Genomic DNA, 22454 nt, shown 5'->3' on the forward strand with positions numbered 1-22454 from the left:
GCATCCCGTGAGATGCGACCGCGACCCGCGACTGGGCACGCTAGGCGTCGAAGTCGAGCGTGACTGTTGGCGTGGTCGGGTGCGACTGGCAGGTGAGGACGTAGCCGGCGCGGATCTCGTCGGGTTCGAGGGCCCAGTTGGTGTCCATGCGGACGTTGCCGTCGAGGACCTTGGCTCGGCAGGTGCCGCAGACACCGCCTTTGCACGCGAACGGCGCGTCGGAGCGGACGGCGAGGGTGGCGTCGAGGACCGCCTTCGAGTGCTCACCCAGCGGGAACGTCGAGCGCCGGCCGTCGAGGATCACGGTCACCTGCGCCGCATCCTCGTCCGCGGCTGTCTCCTCGACCGGTGCCTTCGGCGCCTCGTCACCGACGTGGAACAGTTCGGCGTGGACGTGTTCGCGCGCGACGCCCTCGGTCAGCAGCAGCTCCTGAGCACCGACGACCATCGCGTACGGCCCGCACAGGAACCACTCGTCGACCGAGTCCAGCGGCAGGATCGTCGCGAACATCCGGCGCAGCCGGTCGCTGTCGATCCGCCCGCTGAACAGTTCCACCTCGGTCGTCTCGCGGGACAGTACGTGGACGAGGTGGAAGCGCTCGGCGTACCGGTCCTTCAGATCGGCGAGTTCGTCGGCGAACATCACCGACCCCGCGGTCCGGTTGCCGTACAGCAGCGTCACGCGGCTGGCCGGCTCGACCGACAGGATCGTCGCGATCAGCGAGAGTACGGGCGTGATACCGCTGCCAGCGGCGACGAACGCGTAGTGCTTGGCGTTGCCGGCGTCGAGCGTCGTACCGAACCGGCCGAGCGGGGTCATCACCTCGAGTTCGTCCCCGACCTTGAGGTCGTGGGCGGCGTACGCCGAGAACTCGCCGCCGGGGATCCGCTTGACGCCGATCCGCAGCACGCCGGAACCAGCCGGCGAGCAGATCGAATAGCTGCGGCGGACCTCATCTCCGGTCCGGCGGATCGTCAGGTGCTGGCCGGCGGCGAACTCGTACTCGTCGGTCAACTCCGGTGGGACGGCGAAGGTGATCGCGACCGCGTCGTCGGTGATCGCGTCGATCGCGGCCACCTTCAGGTGGTGGAAGGTGGCGCGGCGCCTCGGGGCGATGGTCGTCATCAGATCGCCTTGAAGTGGTCGAAGGGTTCTTTGCAGTCGTTACAGCGCCAGAGGGCTTTGCACGAGGTGGAGCCGAAGCGGCTGAGTTCTGTCGTGTTGGGCGAGCCGCACAACGGGCAGCGGATGCTCAACTGCAGGAGGACCGGAGTGTTGGCCCGGGACCGGTGTCGAGCGGCGGGAGGTGGGGCGATGCGGTAGTCCTTCAGCTTGGCCTTGCCGGCTTCAGTCATCCAGTCTGTCGTCCACGCCGGTGACAGCACTGTCTCTACGCGGCCGGTCACACCGAGATGGTCGAGCGTCAACTCGACCTCGTGGCGGATCAGGTCCATGGCGGGACAGCCGGAGTAGGTGGGGGTAATGGTTACCACCACCTGCTCAGCTTCGTGCCGGAGGCCGCGGAGGATGCCCAGGTCCGCGATGGTGAGAACGGGTACCTCGGGGTCGGGGACGTCGCCGACCGCCTCGAGGATCTCGGTGTCGGTCACCATGTCGCACCCGGATGGGATCTCGCGATGTGCTGCATTTCTGCCAGCAGGTAGCCGAGGTGTTCGGTATGGCGTCCTTCGCGGCCGCCGGTGTGCTGATAGCTGGACGACGGTCGCTCGCAGGTGGACTCGTCGATGATTCCCAGAACTCGGTGGTTCCATTCGTCCTGCAGCGCCGCGGGGTTGACGGCTACGGGCAGGCGCTCCACCAGGGGGTCTGGTTCGAACATCTCGGCCGTGTAGGGCCAGAGAGCGTCAAGAGCGGCTTGCATGCGGCGGTGGCTTTCGTCGGTGCCGTCGCCGAGCCGGAGCACCCACTGGGTTGCGTGGTCGACGTGGTACGCGACCTCCTTGACCGCCTTCCCCGCGACCCCGGCGAGCGTCTCGTCGGCACTCGACCGGAGTTCGTCGTACAGCAGATGCTGGTACGTCGCGAAGTACAGCAACCGGGCCATCGCGAACGCGAAGTCGCCGTTCGGCAATTCGCACAGCTGCAGGTTGAGGAATTCGCGCTCGTCCCGGAAGTACGCGAGCTCGTCCTCGGTGCGCCCGTCCAGCGAGCCGGCGTACTGCAGCAGCGACCGGGCCTGCCCGAGCTGGTCCAGCCCGATGTTGCCCAGGGCAACGTCTTCCTCGAGCTGCGGCGCAGCCGCGATCCACTCGCCGGTCCGCTGCGCGGCGATCAGTGCGTCGTCACCGAGCCGGAGCGCGTAGACGAAGAGGTCGTTCACAGGTGCTCAACACCCTCCGGCACCTGGTAGAACGTCGGGTGCCGGTAGACCTTGTCGCCGGCCGGGTCGAAGAACTCGTCCTTCTCGTCCGGCGAGGACGCGGTGATGTCGGCCGCCCGTACCACCCAGATCGACACGCCTTCCTGGCGCCGGGTGTACACGTCCCGCGCGTTCCGCAACGCCATCGTCGCGTCGGCGGCGTGCAGACTACCGACGTGCGTATGCGACAGTCCGCGACGCGACCGCACGAACACCTCCCACAACGGCTCGACGCTCATGCCGCACCAACCTTCGAAGCCTGCTTGGCCGCATAGGCAGCAGCAGCCTCCCGCACCCAGGCGCCGTCCTCATGGGCCTTCACCCGATGGGCCAGCCGCTGCTGGTTGCACGGACCGTTGCCTTTGACAACCTCGTACAGCTCCGCGTAGTCCGGCTCGGTGAACCGGTAGTGCCCGGTCTCCGCGTCGTACGCGAGCCCGTCGTCCGGCACCCGGATCCCGAGGACGTCGGCCTGCGGCACGGTCATGTCGACGAACCGCTGCCGCAACTCGTCGTTGCTGTGCCGCTTGATCCCCCACGCCATCGACTGCTCCGAATGCGTGGACGCCGAGTCCGGCGGGCCGAACATCATCAGCGACGGCCACCACCAGCGGTTCAGCGCGTCCTGCGCCATCGCCTTCTGCGCCTCGGTGCCGTTGCACAACGTGTGCAGGATCTCGAACCCCTGCCGCTGGTGGAACGACTCCTCCTTGCAGACCCGGACCATCGCCCGCGCGTACGGACCGTACGAGCAACGGCACAACGGCACCTGGTTGACGATCGCGGCGCCGTCGACCAGCCAGCCGATCGCGCCGATGTCGGCCCAGGTCAGCGTCGGGTAGTTGAAGATGCTGGAGTACTTCTGCTTCCCGCTGTGCAGCAGGTCGAGCAGGTCGGCGCGATCCACCCCGAGGGTCTCGGCGGCGGCGTACAGGTACAGCCCGTGGCCGGCCTCGTCCTGCACCTTGGCCATCAGGATCGCCTTGCGGCGCAGCGACGGCGCGCGGCTGATCCAGTTGCCCTCCGGCTGCATGCCGATGATCTCGGAGTGCGCGTGCTGCGCGATCTGCCGGATCAGGGTCTTGCGGTACCCCTCGGGCATCGCGTCCCGCGGCTCGATCCGGCCGTCGGCGTCGATCGTCGCCTGGAAGCTGTCCATGCCGACAGCATATGTGACACTTTTTGCCAGAATCAACAACAGGTGTCACAAAGGTGGAGCTACGCCCACCCCGGGAAGTGGGTTTGCCGCACTGGGCCGCCGGGCCGCCCGGAACCAGGATGGAGTTATCCGTTCAATGGCTGAACAGTTTCCCCGGAGGCTCCCGTGACCACCACCCTGGCAACACCGAAATCCGACCACAGAGGTCCGGTCACCGGCCGCGAGCGAGCGCTCGCGCCGGACCTGATCCGCGGCGCGATGCTGCTGCTGATCGGCCTCGCGAACAGCGCCAACTTCGCGTTCGCCGGCCAACCCGGCGTGGAGAGCGCGCCGCACGGCTTCGAGCGCATCCTGAACTTCCTCAAGCTGACCTTCGTCGACGCCCGCGCGTACCCGGTCTTCGCGGTGATGTTCGGCTACGGCCTGGTCCAGCTGGCCCGCCGGCAGCGGTCGGCCGGGGCGAGTACGTCCGCCGTACGGCGGGTCCTGGTCAAGCGCAACGCCTGGCTGATCGGGTTCGGCCTGGCGCACGCGACGCTGCTGTACTTCGGCGACTTCCTCGGTGCGTACGGTGTCGTCGGCATCGTCTGCACGCTCGTCCTGATCAACCGCGGCGACAAGTTCCACCGGATCGTGCTGGCGCTGTGGGCGTTCATGGGCCTCGAGACCTTGTTCGTCGCAGCCAAGGCCGTCGCCTCGATCATCGGCAGCACAGGTCCCGCACACGCACTCACGAACTCCCCGAACCCGTCGCTGGCAGCCACGTCGTACGTCGGCAGCCTGGTCGGCCGGCTGCACGAGTACCCGCTGCACCTGGCGAGCGTGCTGCCGTTCATCATCATCGTCTGGCTCGGCATCTGGGCGGCCCGCAAACAACTGCTGGAGAACCCGGCCGCCCACAAGACACTGCTGACCCGGGTCGCCGCAGTCTGCCTTGGCCTGACGTTCGTCGGCGGTCTCCCCCTCGCGCTGATCGGGGCCGGCTGGATCCACGTCGACCAGGCCGCCGTGGATTCGGCAAGCCTGCTGTCCCACGTGTCCGGCATGTTCGGCGGACCTGGGTACGTCGCGCTGTTCGGTCTGCTGGTGGCGCGGATCCGCAAGCAGTCGCTGCCGGTCCGGGCGATCTCCGCGCTCGGCCAGCGATCGCTGTCGGGGTACCTGTTCCAGTCGGTGGCGTGGATGGCGCTGCTCGCCCCGTTCACGCTGGACCTGCGGTTCGGGAGTACGGCGTACACGGCAGCGCTGGTCGCGATCGGGGTGTGGATCGTCTCGGTGCTCGGTGCCTACGCGATGAGCAAGCGGTCGTACCGCGGACCAGCCGAGACCCTGCTGCGCAGGCTCGTCTACTGAGTTGGGAAGATGGCGGTCATGAGCGACTTCGGCGTACCGGAACCTGCGAACCTCTCGGATCTCTCGGCCGAATCCCCGGTCGCCGAGACGAGTGTCCGGCTCGCGCTCCCGGCCGAGGCGAACGAGATCGGCGAGATCCAGGTCGCAGCCTGGCGGGCGGCGTACGCCGGGCTGCTGCCCGCCCAAGTACTCGCCGATCTCAACCCGGCGCAGTTCGCGGCCCAGTGGCGGGCCGCGCTGCTCGCCCCGGGCGAGGCACGCAACCGGGTGATGGTCGCGCTGGCCGGCCGGACGCTGGTCGGCTTCGCGGCCATCACACCGTCGGACGACCCGGACGCCGACCAGCAGCGGGACGCCTTGATCGCGGAACTGGCAGTCAGCCCGGAGGCGACCCGCGCCGGCCACGGCTCCCGGCTCCTGAACGCCGTCGTCGACACCGTCCGCGCCGACGGCTTCAGCCGGGTGACGGTCTGGGTCAATTCCACTGACGACGTCCTCCGAGCCTTCTACACCGAAGCCGGCTGGGCCCCCGACGGCGCCCACCGCGAACTCGACCTCTACGGCGACGAGTCCATCCGCATCAAGCAGATCCGCCTCCACACCGACCCGGGCGAGCAGTAGCAGACAGCAGATCCGCGACGGGCCGGGGGTGGTGTTCGACCACATCCGGCGGGCATGACAGATTGTCACGGTCCGATCACGTGCTGCGTCCGCTGGAGTCTGCATGAAGTACCTCACCCTGGCCGTGGGCCTGGGGATATCTGCTGCTGTTGTGCTGGTCGTCCCCGGGTCCGGGGCGACCGCCTCGATGCAATCGGCGACTGTCGTCGACAAGCCGCATCGGGTGGCCTCGAAGTACCTGAAGCAGAGACCGCAGTGGACCAAGTGTGGTGACGAAGAGTTCCGCACGTACTGCACGAAGATCACCGTCCCGCGCGACTGGGCCAACCAGTACTCCGGGAACGACCTCCAGATCGCGGTCAGCAAGGTCGCCCCGGTGAAGGGCAAGCCGACCCGCGTCGTCTTCGGCAACCCGGGTGGACCGGGCGGGGCCGGACTCGGCATGGCGCCGTACCTTGCGAGCCAGGCGCCGCTGGCGAAGAACTTCCTCGCGATCGGGTTCGACCCACGCGGTACCGGCGGCAGTACGAGCGTGAGCTGCGACGGTGCGCCCGGCTACACGATGGACGCCCGCGACCGCGATCCCGGCACCCGCGATCTGATCGCCGAGGCGTCCGAGCTGACCCAGCCGTACTGCGACCGGCAGTCCCGCGGTCTGCTCCCGTACATCACCACCGCGCAGACCGTGCAGGACATGGACCTGATCCGGCAACTGCTCGGATTCGACAAGATCGACTACGTCGGGTACTCCGGCGGCACCTGGCTCGGGGCGTACTACCAGACCTACTTCCCCGAGCACGTCGGCCGCTTCGTGCTGGACTCGAACACGGACTTCACCGGGACCTGGCTCGACACGTTCGTCGCGCAGCCGCAGGCCTTCGAGCGCCGGTTCCGTGAGGACTTCGCGCCCTGGGCGGCGAAGTACGACGACGTGCTGCAGCTCGGGTCGACGCCCGGCGCCGTGATCCGGGTGTACGAACGGTTACGGCGCAGCCTCAAGGCGCAACCCGCGACCGAGGAGTTCCTGGACGGCGCGGTCAAGGTGACGTACGACGAGAACATCCTGGACCAGATGGTCACCGGCGATATGTACTCCAAGCTCGACTTCCATTCCCTGGCCGCCGATCTGCTCTTTCTCCGGGACCTTTCCGCGGCCCAGGCAAAAGGCGGACCACGGGCCGCGCAGCGCCGTGTCGACGCGCTCCCGCCGGCACGTCAGCAGCAGCTCGTCGAGCGCGCGCACCGCACACCGATCGGCCTGCGGATGCTCGGCGACTACGACTCCGAGGACGCCACCTTCACCGCGATCACCTGCAACGACACCCCGTGGCCGCAGGGACGTGAGTACGGCGAACAGCTCGCGGCGCGGCTCGGTCCGCACTACCCGCTGGTCGGCTGGACGATGACCGAGAACCCCTGCTTCTACTGGAAGCGCCCGAACCTGACGATGCCGACACCGACCGGCAGAGGATTGCCCACAACGCTGATGGTGCAGTCCGTGCACGACCCGGCGACGAACTACGGGCTCGCGGTCGAGGCGCACAGCCAATACGCCGGCTCGCGTCTGCTGACGGTCACCGGCGAAGGCGACCACGGCGTCTACGGCGGCGTGAACAAGTGCGCGGACCGGATCGTCAACACGTTCCTCACCACCGGCGTCGCGCCGGCCACGGACGCGAGCTGCAAGGGCGAAGGCATCCCCGCGCCGAGTCCCGAAGTACCGGGCCTGGACGAGGCGGCCGGTGCTCCGTTGCAAAAGATCGCCGGATTCACAAAGGCTGTTTCCGGATATCTGCCGTAAAAGCAGCGGTAATTCGCTGACATACCGATAGATCCCGATCACGCTCGGCGAATTCCTGGTAGTGCTTTCGTTGTCAGGACATAGTTGTCAGGGCGATGTCAGGGTTGCGTCCCTGTGCGACACAGCGTAATGACGGCAACCTTGATGTCAGCGCGGAGACCGAGCGTCGACTGGGAGGGCTCGATGACGGTCAATGCCAGGCGTGGCTTCGGCCGGCTGTGCAGAATTTGGGTGGGGGGACTGGCTGGGGGGCCAGACAGAGGGTCCCAGACAGAACACAGCCGGCCGGGTCACGCAGCGCGCGCTCTCAGATCCCTCGCGGGGCATCGTCGATCCCCCAGGTCGTGGTGCTCCGCGAGGCACCACCGCGGTCAGAGCGGGTCGCGGGTGCGATCCTCGGACCCGGTTCCGGGCGGGTAACCGTCCGCGACGGCCGCCAGCGGCGCGGCCCGTCCGGCCGACCACGCGGCCCGGAACGTTCTTCGTTCGATGGCCGCTTCGACCGCGGCCAGCGTGGCCTCGCGGTCGGCCTGTTCGATCCGCGGCACCGGCGCCTGGATCACTTCCCGGACTTCGTCGGCGGCTCCGAGCAGGAACGCGGCGTACTCGCTGCGGCCGCGTTGCTGGGCGACCGCGGCGAGCTCCTCGAGCACACTGGCCGACCGCCACCGATCGCCCAGGTCCCGATGTTCGGCGAGGCTCTCGTCGAGCAGGTGGACGGCGCGCTCGGTCAGCCCGCGGCGGCGTTCGACGATGCCGAGCTGGTTCAGCGACCAGGCGACACCTTCGCGGTAACCGAGCCGTTGGGACAGCGCGAGGCTCTCCTGCAGCAGGTCCTCGGCCTCGACCAGGTCACCGTCGTACTGCGCGATCGCGCCGAGGTTGATCAGCGACCAGGCGAGTCCTTCGCCGTCGCCGACGACCCGGAAGCTGTCCCGGGCGCGCCGGCAGCGGCGGGCGGCGATCTCGAGATCGCCCCGCAACCACGCGACGAAGCCGAGGTGGTTGTGGGCCCAGGCCATGCCCGTGCGGTCGCCGAGGCTCTCGAACAGGTCGTAGCTCTCGCAGTGCAGGTCCTCGGCCGCGTCGTAATCCCCGCGTTCGCGCGCCACTCCCCCGAGTCGCTGCAGGACGAGCGCCGTACCGGCCTTGTCGCCGAGCTCCTTGTACTGCGTCAGCGCGGTCTGCAGCCGATCGGTCGCGGTGTCGTACTCGCACTGCAGGAACGCGAGTGTGCCGGCACCGAGGTTCGCCTTCGCGCGGGCGGCCGCGAGCTCGGGCGGTGCCGACTTGCCCAGCTGCAACGCGCGCTCGAGCCACTGACTCCCCTCGGCGTAGTGACCGCGTAACGAGCAGAACAGCCACAGCCCGCCGGCCAGCCGCAGCGCCGCCTCGACCGAGTTGGTCCGCAGCGACCACGCCATCGCGACCCGCAGGTTGGCCAGCTCGACCTGCAACCGGTCCAGCCACTCCCCTTGCTCAGGACCACGCAAGTGGCCTTCGGCTTCCTCGGCGAGGCTCAGGTAGTACCGCGCGTGCCGCTCGGCCGCGGCGTCCGTCTCACCCATGGACCGCAGGCGGTCGGCGGCGAACTCACGGATCACCGCGAGCATGTAGTACCGCGCGACGCCACCGCGCCGGACAACCTTGATCAGCGACTTGTCCGCGAGCCGGCCGATCAGGTCGAGGGCCTCGACCCGCGACGTGACGCCGGACAGTACGCTCGTCGCCGCACCGAGCGTCCAACCGCCGGCGAACACCGACAGCTGCGCGAACAGCTCCCGCTCGGCCGGAGTGAGCAGCGCGTGACTCCATTCGATCGCGCCGTACATCGACGCCTGCCGCGGTGACGCGGTCCGCGCACCGCCGGCCAGGATGCCGAACGAGACCTCGAGTTCGCCGGCCAGTTCCTCGATCGTCATCACGTTCGTCCGCGCCGCGGCCAGCTCGATCGCCAGCGGCATCCCTTCGAGCCGGCGGACGACGCGCGCGACCTGGTCGAGCTGCCCGGTCGGGTCGTAGCCGCGGGCGATCGCCCGCTCGACGAACAGCCGCACCGCCTCGGATGCCTCCAGGTGGTCCTCGTCGTACGGCAGGCTCAGCGAAGGCACCACGTACACGCTCTCGCCGGGTAGCCGCAGCAGTTCGCGGCTGGACACAAGGATCGACAGGTTCGGGCAGCGCTCCAGCAGGGTCGCGCAGATCGAGCCGACGGCCGCGACCATGTGCGAGCAGTTGTCGAACGCCAGCAGCATGCCGCTGCGGCCGATCTGCTCCGCGATCTCGTCGACCTGCTGTGCCTGCACACCGAGCGACGCGGCCAGTGTCGGCAGGACGCTGTCGGGATTGGTCAGCGGAGCGAGTGGGACCCAGCAGACGCCGTCCGGGAAGCTGTCCGCGACTTCGCTCATCACGGCTTGCATGAGCCGGGTCTTGCCGACCCCGCCCGGACCGGTGAGCGTAAGCAAACGAGTGATTCGCTGTGCCAGCAGGCGAGTCGTCGCGGTCAGCTCGGTGCCGCGGCCGACGACTTCGCTGGTCGGTGCCGGCGGCCGGCGCAGCGGCAGCCGGGCGGAGTCGGTCTCTCTACGGGCTGCGGCGGTGAGCCGTTGACGGTCCGGTTCGGCCAACCGCAACGCGTCGGCGAGCAGCCGCAGCGTGTGCGCTCGCGGCGCACGCCGGCGACCTCGCTCCAACGCCGCGATCGCGTCGACGCTCAGACCGGCGAGCTCGGCGAGTCCCTCCTGCGACAGCCCGGCCTCTCGCCGGTGCCGACGCAGTAGCCCGCCGAATCCGCCCTCCTGCGCATCGTCCGATCCTCGGCGAGCTCCATCTGACGGCACAGGACGGCCCCACCCAGTCTCCGACCCCTTGACGTGGCGGCTGCCACGCCATGTACCTGAAAATAGCCCGAATCACTCGTGTTGTCAGGCTTCCCGGCGAAGTCAGGACTTCGAATCGTGCCGGCCGATCGCTGTGCGCATCGCCGCGCGGGCCCGTTTCCGGTCGCCCGCGGCGTCGTATGCGGTCGACAACCGGAACCACACCCGCCAGTCGTCGGGCGCCGCCTCGGCCTCCGCCCGGTACCGCCCGAAGGCCTCGTCCGCGGCCGCGCGGTCGATCCGGCCGGACGGCCGGCGAGGCAGATCGTCGACCGGCAGGCCGCCCACGGCCTCCAGTTCCTTGGCCAGTACTTCGGTCCGCCGGCCGAACTGGATCTCCCGCCAAACCAGGTACGCGCCGATGACGGGGATCACCAGGACCGCGAGTCCGAGCACGACCGAGACCGTCGTACCGACCTTGATCAGCAGGACGCCGCGGTAGCCGATCAGCGCGGCGTACGCGACGAACACGACCGCCAGCACGAAAGCGGTCTGCTTGGCTCTCATCTCAGGTGAGGTCCATGAACTGCTCGAGACCGACCGTCAGCCCGGGCGCGGTCGCGATGGTCCGGACACCGAGCAGCACGCCGGCCATGAACGAGACCCGGGACATCGAGTCGTGCCGGATGGTCAGCGTCTCGCCCTCGTCGCCGAACAGCACCTCCTGGTGTGCGATCAGCCCGCGGAGCCGGACGCCGTGCACCCGGATCCCTTCGACGTCCGCGCCGCGCGCGCCGTCCAGCGCGGTGGTGGTGGCGTCCGGGATCGGCCCGGACTCGGCGTCGCGGCGCGCGGCCGCGATCAGTTCCGCCGTACGGCGGGCCGTACCGGACGGGGCGTCCACCTTGTCGGGGTGGTGCAGCTCGATGATCTCGACGGACTCGTAGTACTTCGCGGCCTTGGCGGAGAACTGCATCATCAGCACGGCGCCGATGGAGAAGTTCGGGGCGATCAGGACGCCGGTCGTCGGCGACGCGGCCAGCTGCGTCTGCAGGACTGCGAGCCGTTCGGCGTCGAAACCGGTGGTGCCGACGACGGCGTGGATGCCGTGCTCGATGCACCAGGCGAGGTTGTCCATCACGACCTCGGGGCGGGTGAAGTCGACCACGACCTCGGCACCGGCCTCGGTCAGCGCGTCCAGCGAATCGCCCTGGTCGAGCTGCGCGACCAGGTCGCAGTCGGCGGCCTCCTCGACCGCGAGGCACGTCTGAGCGCCCATCCTGCCCTTGGCCCCCAGCACACCGACCTTGATCATCCGCAGCCTTCCTCATCGGTTCGAGGGCACCAGGATCTCATCCGGCCGCCCGCTCGCTCTTCGGTACCCACACCTGTAAACCGATGGTCTGCTTGGCCGGCGCCAGTTGCACGTAGCCGGTGCGGAAGTCGACGCCGCAGCCGCGCAGCGCGTTCACCTCCAGGTCGGAGATCTCCCGGTTCAGGATGATCAGCGGCGGCCGCGCCGGGCGGTTCTGCCGGCAGACCTCCTCGATGCCCGCGACCGTCCGGCTCCGTTCCTTCGGCGCGATCCAGGCCTCGCCGAGCGGGCGGCCGCCGAGCATCAGGACCAGGCCGGCCATCTTGTCGAGGGCGAGTATCGGGCGTCCGGGCGGCTCGGTGTACGGCTTCAGCACCGCGGCCAGCCGGCCGAAGTTCCGCTCGGCGGGTGCGGACAGGTACAGGCCCTTCAACGGCGGCAACGTCGCGGCCGCGGTCAGCTGCGAGTGACCGACCGAGCGGTACGGGTAGTGGAACAGCCCGGTGTAGGCGATCACCGACGTCGCGACGAGCGATCCCGTGAGCACGATCGCGAGCATCAGGCGGGCGACGACCGGCGTGGCCCAGATGCCGGTCAGTACGGCGATCATCACCGCGGCCCACGCCGCGAAGGCGTTGAAACCGATCGTGTACAGCGGGGTGTTCGTCCCGAAGGCCTGCACCAGCGGCAGCAGCACGAGCAGCGTGAGGATCACCCAACTCCGGGTGTTCTCGCGGCCCAGCCGGGAGCAGGGCGTCACGCCGACCCGGCCCCCGATGACGGCACCGGCGGCGGCCACGACGGCTACGAGTACGGCGGCCAGGAGCGTCTCGGCGTACATCTGGATGTGCTGCGAACCGCCGAGCGCGCCGTTGTCGACGATCACGTGGCGTACGGACAGGATCAAGGCGACCAGCGCGAGGACCGCGGCGGCAATGCGGAGCGGGCGCCAGCGGGCGATGACGGCGACCGCGGTCGCGAGCAGCAGCAGGCCGTGCGCAGCCAGTGTCCGTCCGAGGAGGTTCACCGTGCTCGACCAGTACAGGTGCAGGAGCTGGGACGGCGTGTACGACGTACCGGCGATGAACTTGTTGACCTTGAGGATGCCCGGGACGGCGACGCTCAGGTGCACCACGAACAGCTGGACCACCAGCGCAGTGAGCGCGATCCCGGCGAGGGCGTAAAGGATGCCGCAGGCAACGGATCGCCAGGACTGTCCGGCCAGGACGATCACCGCGGTGATCACGATCAGCCCGATCACCACGACCGACGTCCACTTGGCGAGCAGCATCACGCCGATCACCAGGCCGAAGACCACGAAGATCCAGAACGGTACCGGCGTACCGCGATCGACCGCGGCGGCCATCCACAGCACGCAGGACACCAGCGTCAGCGCGCCGAGCAGGACGACATCGTTGTATCCCGGTGACTGCGGGAGCCACGCATAACACATGCCGCCCGCGGCGAGAACGACCGCCGTACCGCCGACCTCGAAGAGCCGCGTCGGCGGCAGCGCCGGGCGCCGGCCGCGGAGCCAGCGCATGAAGCTGTAACCGAAGATCACGTGGACTGCGACGACCGTGAACAGCCGGAAGAATCGGAGCTTGACGATGTCGTACCCGAGCCACTCGAAGATCGGGCCGTAGATGTACTGCACGCCCGTCAACGCGAGCGGATTGCTGTCCCACCAGCGGTACGAGAGCAGGTAGTAGCCCTCGTCGGTGATGTCGAACCCCTCGTTGGCGGCCCGTCCCGCACTCAGGATCCACCATGCGGCCAGGGCGGCTGCCACGACGGTCACCCCGGCGAGCAGCGCGAACCGCCTGCCTGCCGAGGAAACCGTAGCCACGGCCGCCACCCTAGGCCATCGACGTCAGGCCGTGGAGTAAGCCGTCTGCGCGTCCTCGGCGAAGTGACACGCGACGATCTGTCCGGACGGGATCTCGCGGAGCTCCGGTACGTCGCTGCTGCACTTGGCCTCGGCGCGCAGGCAGCGGGTGTGGAAACGGCAGCCGGACGGCGGCAGCACCGGCGACGGCGGGTCACCGGCGAGCACGATCCGCTGCCGGCCCTGACGGGCCAGACCGGGCTCCGCGGACAGCAGCGCCTGCGTGTACGGGTGCGCGGGTGCGTCGTACACCTGCTGGTGCTCGCCGAGTTCGGCGACCTTGCCGAGGTACATCACCGCGACCCGATCCGAGACGTGCCGGACCACGGACAGGTCGTGAGCCACGAAGATGATGCTCAGACCGAGCTCCCGCTGCAGCCGCATCAGCAGGTTCACCACCTGCGCCTGGACGGACAGGTCGAGCGCCGACACCGGCTCGTCGCAGAGCAGGACATCGGGATTCAGCGCGATCGCGCGCGCGATACCGATCCGCTGCCGCTGACCGCCGGAGAACTGGTGCGGGAACTTCGTCTCGTCCTCCGGCCGCAACCCGACCAGCTCGAGCAGTTCCCGGACCCGCTTGCGGATGTCGATCCCGCGCGCGACGTCCGGGTGCACCTGGAGTGGCTCGCCGACGATCTCGCCGACCCGCATCCGCGGGTTCAGGCTGGAGTACGGGTCCTGGAAGACGACCTGGACGTTCCGCCGCCACCTGCGCAGTGCGCGGCCGCGGAGCTTGCTGACGTCGACGCCGTCGTACGCGATCTGTCCGCCGGTCGGCTTCTCCAGCGCCGCGAGCAGCCGGACCAGCGTCGACTTGCCGCACCCGGACTCGCCGACGATGCCGAGCGACTCGCCCTTGCGCAGCGTCAGGTCGACGCCGTCGACCGCGCGGACGACCGTTTTGGTCCCGAAGCTCAGCGCCGGGCTGATGTCGTAGTGCTTGACGACATTCGTTGCCACCAGCAACTCGTTCATACAGCCTCCTTGGCGGCAAGCGACGTACGCCGGATACAGGCGGCGTCGCGCCCCGGTGCCACGGTGAGCAGCGGCGGTACTTCGCGTGCGCAGTCGTCGATCGCGATCGGGCAGCGGGTCCGGAACGCGCAACCGGACGGGATCGCGCGCAGCGACGGCGGCGTACCCGGGATCGTCGGCAGCTCGCGGCCCTTCAGGTCGGCCGACGGCATCGAGCCGAGCAGGCCTTCGGTATAAGGGTGGACGGGGTGTTCCAGCGCCTGCGCCGTCGCGGCCCGCTCGACGACGTGGCCGGCGTACATCACCACGACGTTGTCGGCGACGTCGGAGACCACGCCGAGGTCGTGCGTGATCAGGACGACGCCCATCTCGCGCTCGGCCTGCAGCTCCGCGATCAGCTCCAGGATCTGCGCCTGTACGGTCACGTCCAGCGCGGTGGTCGGCTCGTCGGCGATCAAGACGTCGGGGTCGAGCGCGAGCGCCATCGCCAGCATCACCCGCTGCCGCATCCCGCCGGAGAACTCGTGCGGGTAGTCCCGGACCCGCTTCGCCGCGGCCGGGATCCGCACCCGGTCGAGCATCTCGGCGGCCCTGGTCATCGCGTCCCGCTTCGACATCCCGCGGTGCACCCGGAAGCACTCCGCGATCTGGGTACCGACCGACTGCACCGGGTTGAGCGCGGACAGCGAGTCCTGGAACACCATCGTGATCCGGTCGCCGACGATCTTGCGGCGCTCCTTGGTGGTCATCGAGATCAGGTCCACGCCGCGGTACTCCGCTGTACCGGAGACGATCCGGCCCGGCGGCATCTCCAGGATCCCGGTCAGCGCCTGGGTGGAGACGCTCTTGCCGGAGCCGGACTCGCCCAGGATCGCGAGCGTCTCACCGGCCCGCACCTGCCAGGACACCCCGTCGACAGCTCGCACCGCGCCGTGCGGCGTATCGAACTCCACGCTGAGGTTGTCCACCTTCAACAGCACGTCGCCACTCATCGCATCAACTTCGGGTCGAGGGCGTCCCGGATCGAGTCGCCGATGATCATGAACGAGATCGTCATCGTCGAGATGAAGATCGCGGGCCAGACGAACAGGTGCGGCGTCTCCCGGTACGAGGTCGCGACGCCGAACTGCGATCCCCAGGAGATCGACGGCGGCTGCAGCCCGACCCCGAGGAACGTCAGTACCGCCTCCAGCCCGATCAGACCGCCGATGCCGAGCGTGGTCATCGCGAGCAGTGGGGCCATCGCGTTCGGGAACACGTGCTTGCGCAGGATCCGCAGCGGCGGCACCCCGATCGAACGCGCGGCCAGCACGTATTCGCGGTTGCGGACCGAGAAGACCGTCGACCGCATGATCCGCATCCCCTGCGGCCACGCGGTGACCAGGATGATCGCGACGATGATCCAGATACTGCGGTTCGGCACCGAGTTCAGGATCACGATCAGTGCGATCAGCCCCGGCAGCGCGAACAGGACGTCGGCCACCCGGGAGATGATCGTGTCCACCGCGCCCGGGAAGTAGCCGGCCAGCAGGCCGAGCAGACCCGCCACCGCGAACCCGCCGAACCCGGCGACCAGGCTGACCAGCACCGACGGGCGCGCGCCGTAGATCACGTTCGCGAAGTAGTCGCAGCCCTGGATGTCGAACCCGAACGGGTGCCCCGGTTCACGGCCGTGCTGGCTCTTGGTGAGCTCGCAGAACCGTGGATCGATCGACGTGAACAGCCGCGGCACCGCGGCCATCGCGAAGAACACCACGACCAGCACGAGGCAGATGTCGAACTGCGGTTTGCGCAGCAACGCCCAGAGCAGCTCGCGGTTCGACAGGGTCCGGCCTTCGAGGTCCTGTGCTTCGGCCCCGAACACCTGCTGAGTCTCAGACATTGCGCACCCTCGGGTCGATCGCGCCGTAGACCACGTCGACGATCAGGTTGATCAGGATGAACATCAGGAACGCGAGCGTGGACAACAGCACCACGACGCCACCCTCCTTGAGCTTGATCGCCTGGAACATGAACTGGCCGAGGCCCGGCAGGTTGAAGATGCTCTCCGCAAGCACGGCGCCGGCGAAGATCCCGGCCAGGTCGATGCCCATCAGCGTGACGACCGGCAGCAAGGCGTTCGGCAGCACGTGCCGCCACAGGATCCGTTGCTCGCCGAGGCCCTTGGCCCGGGCGGTCTTGACGAAGTCCGAGCCGGTGGTGTCGACGATCGACGTCCGGGTCAGCCGGGCCAGGCCGGCGAACCCGGAGATGCCGATACACAGCGCCGGCAACAGGTACGCGGTCGGCCAGCCGTCACGGACCCCCGACACCGGGAGCCATTTCAGTTCGACACCGAACAGGTACTGCCCGGTGAAGTAGAGCACCAGGCCTGGCACCGCCAGCACCACGAGTGTTGCCAGCAGCAACATCCTGTCGACGACTCCGTTCCGGCGGAACCCGGCGTACAGGCCGAACAGCAGGCCGAAGATCCACTGGAACACCAGGCTCATCGACGCCAGCTTCAGCGTCACCGGGATCCGCAGCCGCAACTGGTCGGCGATGTCGGCACCCGCGAACGTGGTGCCGAAATGCCCGGTGAGGATGTCCTTCATGCTCAGCAGGTACTGCACGATGAAGGGATCGTCGAGGTGGAACTGGGCGCGCTTCGCCGCCAGTACCGCCGCCGGGATCGGTTTGTCGCCGGCCAGTTCACGCAGCGGGTCTCCGGGCATCGCGAACACGAGCGCGAAGACCCCCAGCGTGACGACCAGGCCGATCGGGATCGCCGCGAGGACGCGGCGAAGGACGAAACGGATCACTTGAACGTCGACCAGATTGCCGAGACGCCGGTGTACTTCGAGACGCGTGGCTGGATCTTGTCCGAGTGCAGATACGCGTTCGACTTGGTGTACAGCGGGATCAGCGGCATGTCCGTGAGCGCGATGTCCTCGGCCTGCTGGTACAGCTTGATCGCCTTGTCCGGGTCCGGCTCGGCGTCGCCCTTGGCCAGCACGGCGTCCAGCGCCGGGTTCGAGTAGTGCGCGAAGTTCGCGTCGCCGTTGGACTTGAACATCGGCGTCAGGTAGTCCTCGATCGACGGGTAGTCGTGACCCCAGCCGCTGAACCGCAGCCCGTCCAGCTTGTGCGAGTCGGCGAGCTCAGTGATCTCCGATCCCTGCTTGCCGGTGTACTTCACCTTCAGCCCGAGGTTCTGCCGGAGCATGTTGCCGATCGCCTCGGCGAAGATCTGCCCGGTCGCGGAGGTGGTGTTGTAGTTGATGTTCAGCACCCCGGGGAAGCCCCCGGCCTCCTGGAGCAGCTGCTTGGCCTTGCCCGCGTCGAAGTCACAGGTCTTGCAGGCGTCGGCGCGGTACCCCTGCATGTCCGGCGCGACCAGGCCCTTGGCCGGCTCGGCCAGCCCGACCAGGTCGGCGAACGCCTTGCGGTCGATCGCCTCGGAGATCGCGTACCGCAGCTTCGGGTTCTTGAACCGGGCGTCCCAGGCCGGGATCACCAGGTAGTTCGCGCCGGAACTGACGCTGGTCACCCACTGGTCGGGCGCGTCGGTCTTGAAGCTCTTCACCTTGGTCGACGGGACGTCGGTGAAGTCCACGTTGCCGGCCAGGAACTCGTTGTACGCCGTGTCCGCGTTCGGGATGAACCGGTACGTGATGTGGTCGGCCTCCGGGATCTGCGGGCCCTTGTAGCCGTCCCACTTTGCCAGCTTGAGGTCATCACCGGCGTTCCAGGCACCGTCCAGCTTGTACGGGCCGTTGCCGATCGGCTTGCGCTTGTACGCGTCCGGGTTCTTGCGCACCTCTTCGGGCAGCGGCGCGAGGCCCAGGTACTGCAGGGTGAGCCCGAACTGCGAGAACGGGACCTTGAGCTTGACCGAGAACGTCAGGTTGTCGATCAGCTTCAGGCCGCTCATCGTCTTCACCGCGGTCGGCTTCGGCGTGGCGCCGTCCGGGGTCGGCGGGTTCAGCGCGTCGTACCCCTCGACCTTGGAGAAGAAGCCGTTGTTCTTCCAGCCGTTCGAGCCCTCCGCGGTCATGTTCCAGCTGTCCACGTAGTCCTTCGCGGTCAGCGGCTGCCCGTTCTGGAAGGTGTTGCCGGCCTTCAGCTTGATCGTCCAGGTCTGGCTGTTCTTGTCCGGCGTGACCGAGTCAGCCATCACGTTCTGCAGCTTGCCGGTGTCCGGGTCGGTGGTCACCAGCGGCGCGAAGATCGCCATCGAGACGCCGATCCCCGCGGTGCCGTTGTCGTTCAGCGGGTTGATGTAGTCCAGCGGGTCGGCAGCGATCGCGATGATCTCGCTCTTGCCCCCGGAGCCGCCTCCACTGCTGCTCTTGCCATCCCCACAGGAGGCGAGCACCAGCGCCAAGCCGAGTGCCACCCCCACAACCCCAGTCAGACGTCGCACAGTCTTACCAACTTCCTCGGCGGGAGGGCCGCTAGGCGGGCGGATCAAGCGTCATGGTTGCTGGTCGAAACTGCGCATGTCAACGTTGTCAGACACAAAGCGGCGGCGCGTAACGTAGGCGTTACTTTGCCAAGACCTCAGACGACCGGCCGGTCACAGCTGCGCAACCCTCCACTTAATCAGATCAGCCCGGCTAAGTCATCAGATGACAAGCGATATCTAGAACTGCTCACAGTTGCACATTCAGCTATACCCACCCGCTTGCAGACCGTAGAGCTCCGCATACGTTCCGCCACGATCGAGGAGCTCCTCGTGCGTACCCTGCTCGGTCACGCGACCGTTCTCGAGGACGACGATCAGGTCCGCGGAACGTACCGTCGAGAACCGATGCGAGATCAGCACCGTGATCCGGCCGTCGGCTCGGCCTGCTCGCGCCTCGGTGGCGAGACGGTCGAACAAGGCCGCCTCGGTTTGCGGGTCGAGCGAGGCGCTCGGCTCGTCGAGGATCATCAGGAGCGGTGCCGGCCGGACCAGGGCGCGGGCGATCGCGAGCTTCTGCCACTGACCGCCGGACAGCTCGACACCGTCGCTGCCCAGCTGAGTATCGAGGCCTTGGGGCAGCGTGTCGACGAAGGTTGCCTCAGCCTTCGCGATGGCCTGGGTTGTCCGGTCGGCGGGCTCGGTCAGACCGCCGACGGCTACTGCTTCTCGTACCGTCAGCTGGTACCGGACGAAGTCCTGGAACCCGGCACTCAGCTTCTGCCGGTACTGCGTGAGGTCCAGCGCGGCGAGGTCCACGCCGTCGACGAGGATCTCGCCGGACTGCGGGCGGTACATGCCGGTGAGCAGCTTGACGAGCGTGGACTTGCCGGCGCCGTTCTCGCCGACGATCGCGATCGTGCGGCCTGCTTCGAGGTGCAGGTCGATGCCCGCCAGGACCGGGCGGTCGCCGTAGGAGAAGGTGACGTTCCTCAGTTCGATGCCGTGGGTGAGGCGGTGGGGTACGGGTTCGGTTCCTGGTTCGCGGTGGGCTTGCTCGGACAACCAGAAGTAGTGCTCGGCGGTCGTGCGGATTCGCAGTACGGAACCCGCGAGGTCGAGGATCCTGGTCGCCGCGGCGATGACGGCGCCGGCCAGGGCGATCGCCAGTGCGACATCGCCCGCGGTCGCAGCGGAGTCATGGAGGACGAGCAGGAGCGCGGCTGCGTACGCGACCGGAAACAGGGACCAGCCGATCGAGCCGATGACCGCCGAGGTGAAGAGGGCTGTGTGGGTGATGCGGTTGGCGTTCTTGGTGGCTCGGCTGTGCTCGGCAACGAGTTCTTGGCTGACCGACGCGACGTGGATTTCCTGCGCCGCCGCGGGCGACACCGACAGCGTGAACAGTTGCTCGGCCAGGCGGCGGTGCGGAGCAGCTTCCAGCTCGGCACGACGACGGAGCTGTTCGGCGCAGCGGCTGAGCCAAAGCGCTGGGATCGCGATCAGCGGGAGGAGAGCGAGCACAGGTCTGAGGTTGGCGAGCAGGACTGTGCTGACGGCGAGTTGCGCGACGACAAGTGGTGCGATGAACGGGAGCGTCACGCTGTCGCCGAGTCCGGCGGCGTCGCGGCGCAGCGATTGCAGGCGGTCGAGGAACTCGGGGCGCTCGAAGTGCTCGACCTGTGGGGCGTTGGTGGCGAGTCGGAGGATCCGGCGTTCGGAGACGAAGCTGGAGCGTTCACGCATCCGGACCGTTGCCCAGCGGTAGCCGATCGGGGCGATCAGCACCACCGTGAGTGCGACGGCGACTTCGATGCCTCCGGCAATCATCCGGTGCTGGTCGCTCTCGATCACTCCGTCGACGAGCGGCCGCAACCCGAGCGCGAACAGCAACGGGCTGACGAAGCTCGACATCGTGACCGCGGTATACACCAGGAACAGGCCCGGGCCGATCTCCCACCCGAGCCCGATCAGTAGCCGGGCTGTCTTCACGTCGGCTCCCCGAAACGTGCTGCCTGCAAGCGGAACATGTGTGCGTAGGTGCCGTCGCGTTCGAGCAGCTCGTCGTGGGAGCCCTGCTCGATCACGCGGCCTTCGTCCAGTACGACGATCGTGGACGCCTGTCGCACAGTGGAGAACCGATGCGAGATCACGATCGTGGTCAACCCGTCCGTGAGATCGAGGAACCGCCGGTAGAGCTCGGCCTCGGAACGCGCGTCCAGATGTGCCGCCGGTTCGTCCAGGATCAGTACTGATGCCCCGTGCTCGACGGCGTACATGGCCCGCGCAAGCGCCACCCGCTGCCACTCCCCGCCGGACAACTCAACCCCACCGTCGAACTCCGCCGACAGAACGGTGTCCCACCTCTGCGGCAAGCTTTCGATGACGCCGGCCGCCCCCGCCCGCTCCGCCGCCGCATCAGCCGACCCGGCGGGGCGACCGAAGCGAACGTTCTCAGACGCCGACATCGGCAACCGAACGGGCCCCTGAAATACCACTGCCAACCGCCGCTGCCACAGCTCGAGGTCCTTCAACTCAACGCCGTCAACCAGGATCTCCCCGTCAGTAGGCTCGTACAACCCACACAGCAACTTGACGAGACTCGTCTTCCCCGCCCCATTGGCCCCCACCACCGCCACCGCCCGCCCCGCCGGCACCACGAGGTCAAGCCCCCGCAAGACCTGTTTCTCGGTCCCCGGATAGCTAAACCCCACTCCACGGAAGGCAATCTCCCGCCGAGGCATCCCAGCAGCGGAACGACCGCCTCTTCCCGCCTGCTGCCTGTCGGTGATGAGCGCCTTGAGTGCGTCGTCGTACCGGTGGAGGGTTGCCAACGCGAGCTCCGCCTGCAGACCCGACCACGACGACTGCTGGATGCCTGCTAGGGCGACCATGAACATCTGGACGTACGTCGCGGTGACACCGGCGGAGAGGTGGTGGGTCAGGGCCGCGTGGATCACCAGGGTGATACCGCCCAGGACGACGACGCCGAGGAAGACCGTGGCCAGTAGCGGCCGTCGCCCTGGGCGGTGGAGTACGCGGCGCATGGTCGCGGTCCACGTCTCGCCGTGGCGGGTGACGACGTACTCCGGGAGCCCGAACAAGCGGATCTCCTTCGCGGCAGGTGGCGTCGTACCGAGATCGTTGAAGTACCGCATCCGGCGGGCGGACTCGGTGGTCCCGTAGTGATGTCCGGCCTCGGCACGGGACGCGACCTTGTCCTCGTACGCCGCCCACACGCCGGCGATCAGCAAACCCGCGCCGAGCCACCAGTGGAACCCAGCCAAACTCACCCCAGCCGCCACCAGAACGATCCGCCCGGTAGCCAATCCTCCAACGGTCGACACCAACCGCCCCGGCCGGGCCCAGTCCCCCCGCAACGTCTCGCGCCCAACCTCGACGAGGTTCGCCGTGCCGGCATCCTCCAACCGCCGCACACCCTCAGGCCCCGCCACGGCCCGCATCAACTCCTGCCGCAGCAGGCCGTCGACCCGCTCCCCCAGCGCCACAGCGGCCGCACGCTGCAACGCCCCGGCCAACCACTGCAGCAGCAGACATCCAGCAGCCAGCAACGCCCAACCAACCGCGCGCTGACTCCCCAATCCCGCAACAACCCGCCCGAGCGCCACTGCCAGCACGACCGGCGCGGCCGCCGACAAGGAAATCGTCGTGACCACCAACACCGACAGCCCGCGACCTGCCCGCCAAGCCACCCCCGCGAACCCCCGAAGCCCGGTCACGGGCCCAGTCAA

19 protein-coding genes are annotated in these 22454 nt (G+C 68.3%); 3 read left to right on the top strand and 16 right to left on the bottom strand.

Going from position 1 to position 22454, the window contains the following annotated elements; translation table 11 throughout:
* Positions 1–40 precede the first annotated feature (40 nt).
* The 5 genes from paaE to paaA are packed head-to-tail and all read right to left on the bottom strand — an operon-like array spanning position 41 to position 3540.
* Positions 41–1126 (bottom strand): 1,2-phenylacetyl-CoA epoxidase subunit PaaE, encoded by a 1086-nt coding sequence (gene paaE, locus FB475_RS34205; RefSeq protein WP_141862284.1) that lies wholly within the window; start codon positions 1124–1126, stop codon positions 41–43.
* Positions 1126–1614 carry a 1,2-phenylacetyl-CoA epoxidase subunit PaaD gene (gene paaD, locus FB475_RS34210; protein WP_141862286.1) on the bottom strand — a complete coding sequence of 163 codons (489 nt, stop codon included), beginning with the start codon at positions 1612–1614 and terminating at the stop codon, positions 1126–1128. The genes paaE and paaD overlap by 1 nt, the downstream gene beginning before the upstream one ends.
* Complete coding sequence (paaC, locus tag FB475_RS34215) at positions 1608–2342, bottom strand: 1,2-phenylacetyl-CoA epoxidase subunit PaaC (RefSeq protein WP_141862288.1); 735 nt, start codon at positions 2340–2342, stop codon at positions 1608–1610. Before paaC ends, paaD begins: the two co-directional genes overlap by 7 nt.
* Positions 2339–2620 (bottom strand): 1,2-phenylacetyl-CoA epoxidase subunit PaaB, encoded by a 282-nt coding sequence (gene paaB / locus FB475_RS34220; RefSeq protein WP_141862290.1) that lies wholly within the window; start codon positions 2618–2620, stop codon positions 2339–2341. Before paaB ends, paaC begins: the two co-directional genes overlap by 4 nt.
* Positions 2617–3540: a 1,2-phenylacetyl-CoA epoxidase subunit PaaA gene (gene paaA, locus FB475_RS34225; RefSeq protein ID WP_141862292.1), complete on the bottom strand. Its 924-nt coding sequence runs from the start codon at positions 3538–3540 to the stop codon at positions 2617–2619. Before paaA ends, paaB begins: the two co-directional genes overlap by 4 nt.
* Before the next feature lie 165 nt (positions 3541–3705).
* Here paaA and FB475_RS34230 point away from each other — a divergent pair, with 165 nt between their 5' ends.
* From FB475_RS34230 to FB475_RS34240, 3 genes are all read left to right on the top strand, one after another.
* Positions 3706–4893, top strand: a complete 1188-nt coding sequence (locus tag FB475_RS34230) for a DUF418 domain-containing protein (protein ID WP_238332617.1) — start codon at positions 3706–3708, stop codon at positions 4891–4893.
* Positions 4894–4911: 18 nt separating this feature from the next.
* On the top strand, positions 4912–5514 hold the full coding sequence (locus tag FB475_RS34235) for a GNAT family N-acetyltransferase (RefSeq protein WP_238332618.1): 603 nt from the start codon (positions 4912–4914) through the stop codon (positions 5512–5514).
* A gap of 103 nt (positions 5515–5617) precedes the next feature.
* On the top strand, positions 5618–7315 hold the full coding sequence (locus FB475_RS34240; RefSeq protein WP_141862296.1) for an alpha/beta hydrolase: 1698 nt from the start codon (positions 5618–5620) through the stop codon (positions 7313–7315).
* Positions 7316–7686: 371 nt separating this feature from the next.
* Here the strand turns inward: FB475_RS34240 and FB475_RS34245 are convergent, their stop codons facing one another.
* The 11 genes from FB475_RS34245 to FB475_RS34295 form a co-directional block, all read right to left on the bottom strand.
* Positions 7687–10158 carry an ATP-binding protein gene (locus FB475_RS34245; RefSeq protein ID WP_141862298.1) on the bottom strand — a complete coding sequence of 824 codons (2472 nt, stop codon included), beginning with the start codon at positions 10156–10158 and terminating at the stop codon, positions 7687–7689.
* A 102-nt stretch (positions 10159–10260) separates the two neighbouring features.
* The gene (locus tag FB475_RS34250) at positions 10261–10704 is read right to left on the bottom strand and encodes a hypothetical protein (protein ID WP_141862300.1); all 444 of its coding nucleotides are present in this window, start codon (positions 10702–10704) and stop codon (positions 10261–10263) included.
* A gap of 1 nt (position 10705) precedes the next feature.
* Positions 10706–11452, bottom strand: a complete 747-nt coding sequence (gene dapB, locus FB475_RS34255) for a 4-hydroxy-tetrahydrodipicolinate reductase (RefSeq protein WP_202878678.1) — start codon at positions 11450–11452, stop codon at positions 10706–10708.
* 37 nt (positions 11453–11489) lie between these two features.
* A complete protein-coding gene (locus FB475_RS34260; RefSeq protein ID WP_141862304.1) occupies positions 11490–13301 on the bottom strand; it encodes a hypothetical protein in 1812 nt (603 codons plus the stop codon).
* A 24-nt stretch (positions 13302–13325) separates the two neighbouring features.
* Positions 13326–14318 (bottom strand): ABC transporter ATP-binding protein, encoded by a 993-nt coding sequence (locus FB475_RS34265; RefSeq protein WP_141862306.1) that lies wholly within the window; start codon positions 14316–14318, stop codon positions 13326–13328.
* Positions 14315–15310: an ABC transporter ATP-binding protein gene (locus tag FB475_RS34270; RefSeq protein ID WP_185759563.1), complete on the bottom strand. Its 996-nt coding sequence runs from the start codon at positions 15308–15310 to the stop codon at positions 14315–14317. Before FB475_RS34270 ends, FB475_RS34265 begins: the two co-directional genes overlap by 4 nt.
* Positions 15307–16200: an ABC transporter permease gene (locus tag FB475_RS34275; RefSeq protein ID WP_141862308.1), complete on the bottom strand. Its 894-nt coding sequence runs from the start codon at positions 16198–16200 to the stop codon at positions 15307–15309. The genes FB475_RS34270 and FB475_RS34275 overlap by 4 nt, the downstream gene beginning before the upstream one ends.
* Positions 16193–17119, bottom strand: a complete 927-nt coding sequence (locus FB475_RS34280; RefSeq protein ID WP_141862310.1) for an ABC transporter permease — start codon at positions 17117–17119, stop codon at positions 16193–16195. Before FB475_RS34280 ends, FB475_RS34275 begins: the two co-directional genes overlap by 8 nt.
* Positions 17116–18696 (bottom strand): peptide ABC transporter substrate-binding protein, encoded by a 1581-nt coding sequence (locus FB475_RS34285; protein WP_238332619.1) that lies wholly within the window; start codon positions 18694–18696, stop codon positions 17116–17118. Before FB475_RS34285 ends, FB475_RS34280 begins: the two co-directional genes overlap by 4 nt.
* A 270-nt stretch (positions 18697–18966) precedes the next feature.
* Positions 18967–20694 carry an ABC transporter ATP-binding protein gene (locus tag FB475_RS34290; RefSeq protein WP_141862314.1) on the bottom strand — a complete coding sequence of 576 codons (1728 nt, stop codon included), beginning with the start codon at positions 20692–20694 and terminating at the stop codon, positions 18967–18969.
* Complete coding sequence (locus tag FB475_RS34295) at positions 20691–22442, bottom strand: ABC transporter ATP-binding protein (protein WP_185759564.1); 1752 nt, start codon at positions 22440–22442, stop codon at positions 20691–20693. Before FB475_RS34295 ends, FB475_RS34290 begins: the two co-directional genes overlap by 4 nt.
* Positions 22443–22454: the final 12 nt, after the last annotated feature.

Source organism: Kribbella jejuensis, assembly GCF_006715085.1.
Taxonomy (GTDB): Bacteria; Actinomycetota; Actinomycetes; order Propionibacteriales; family Kribbellaceae; genus Kribbella; species Kribbella jejuensis.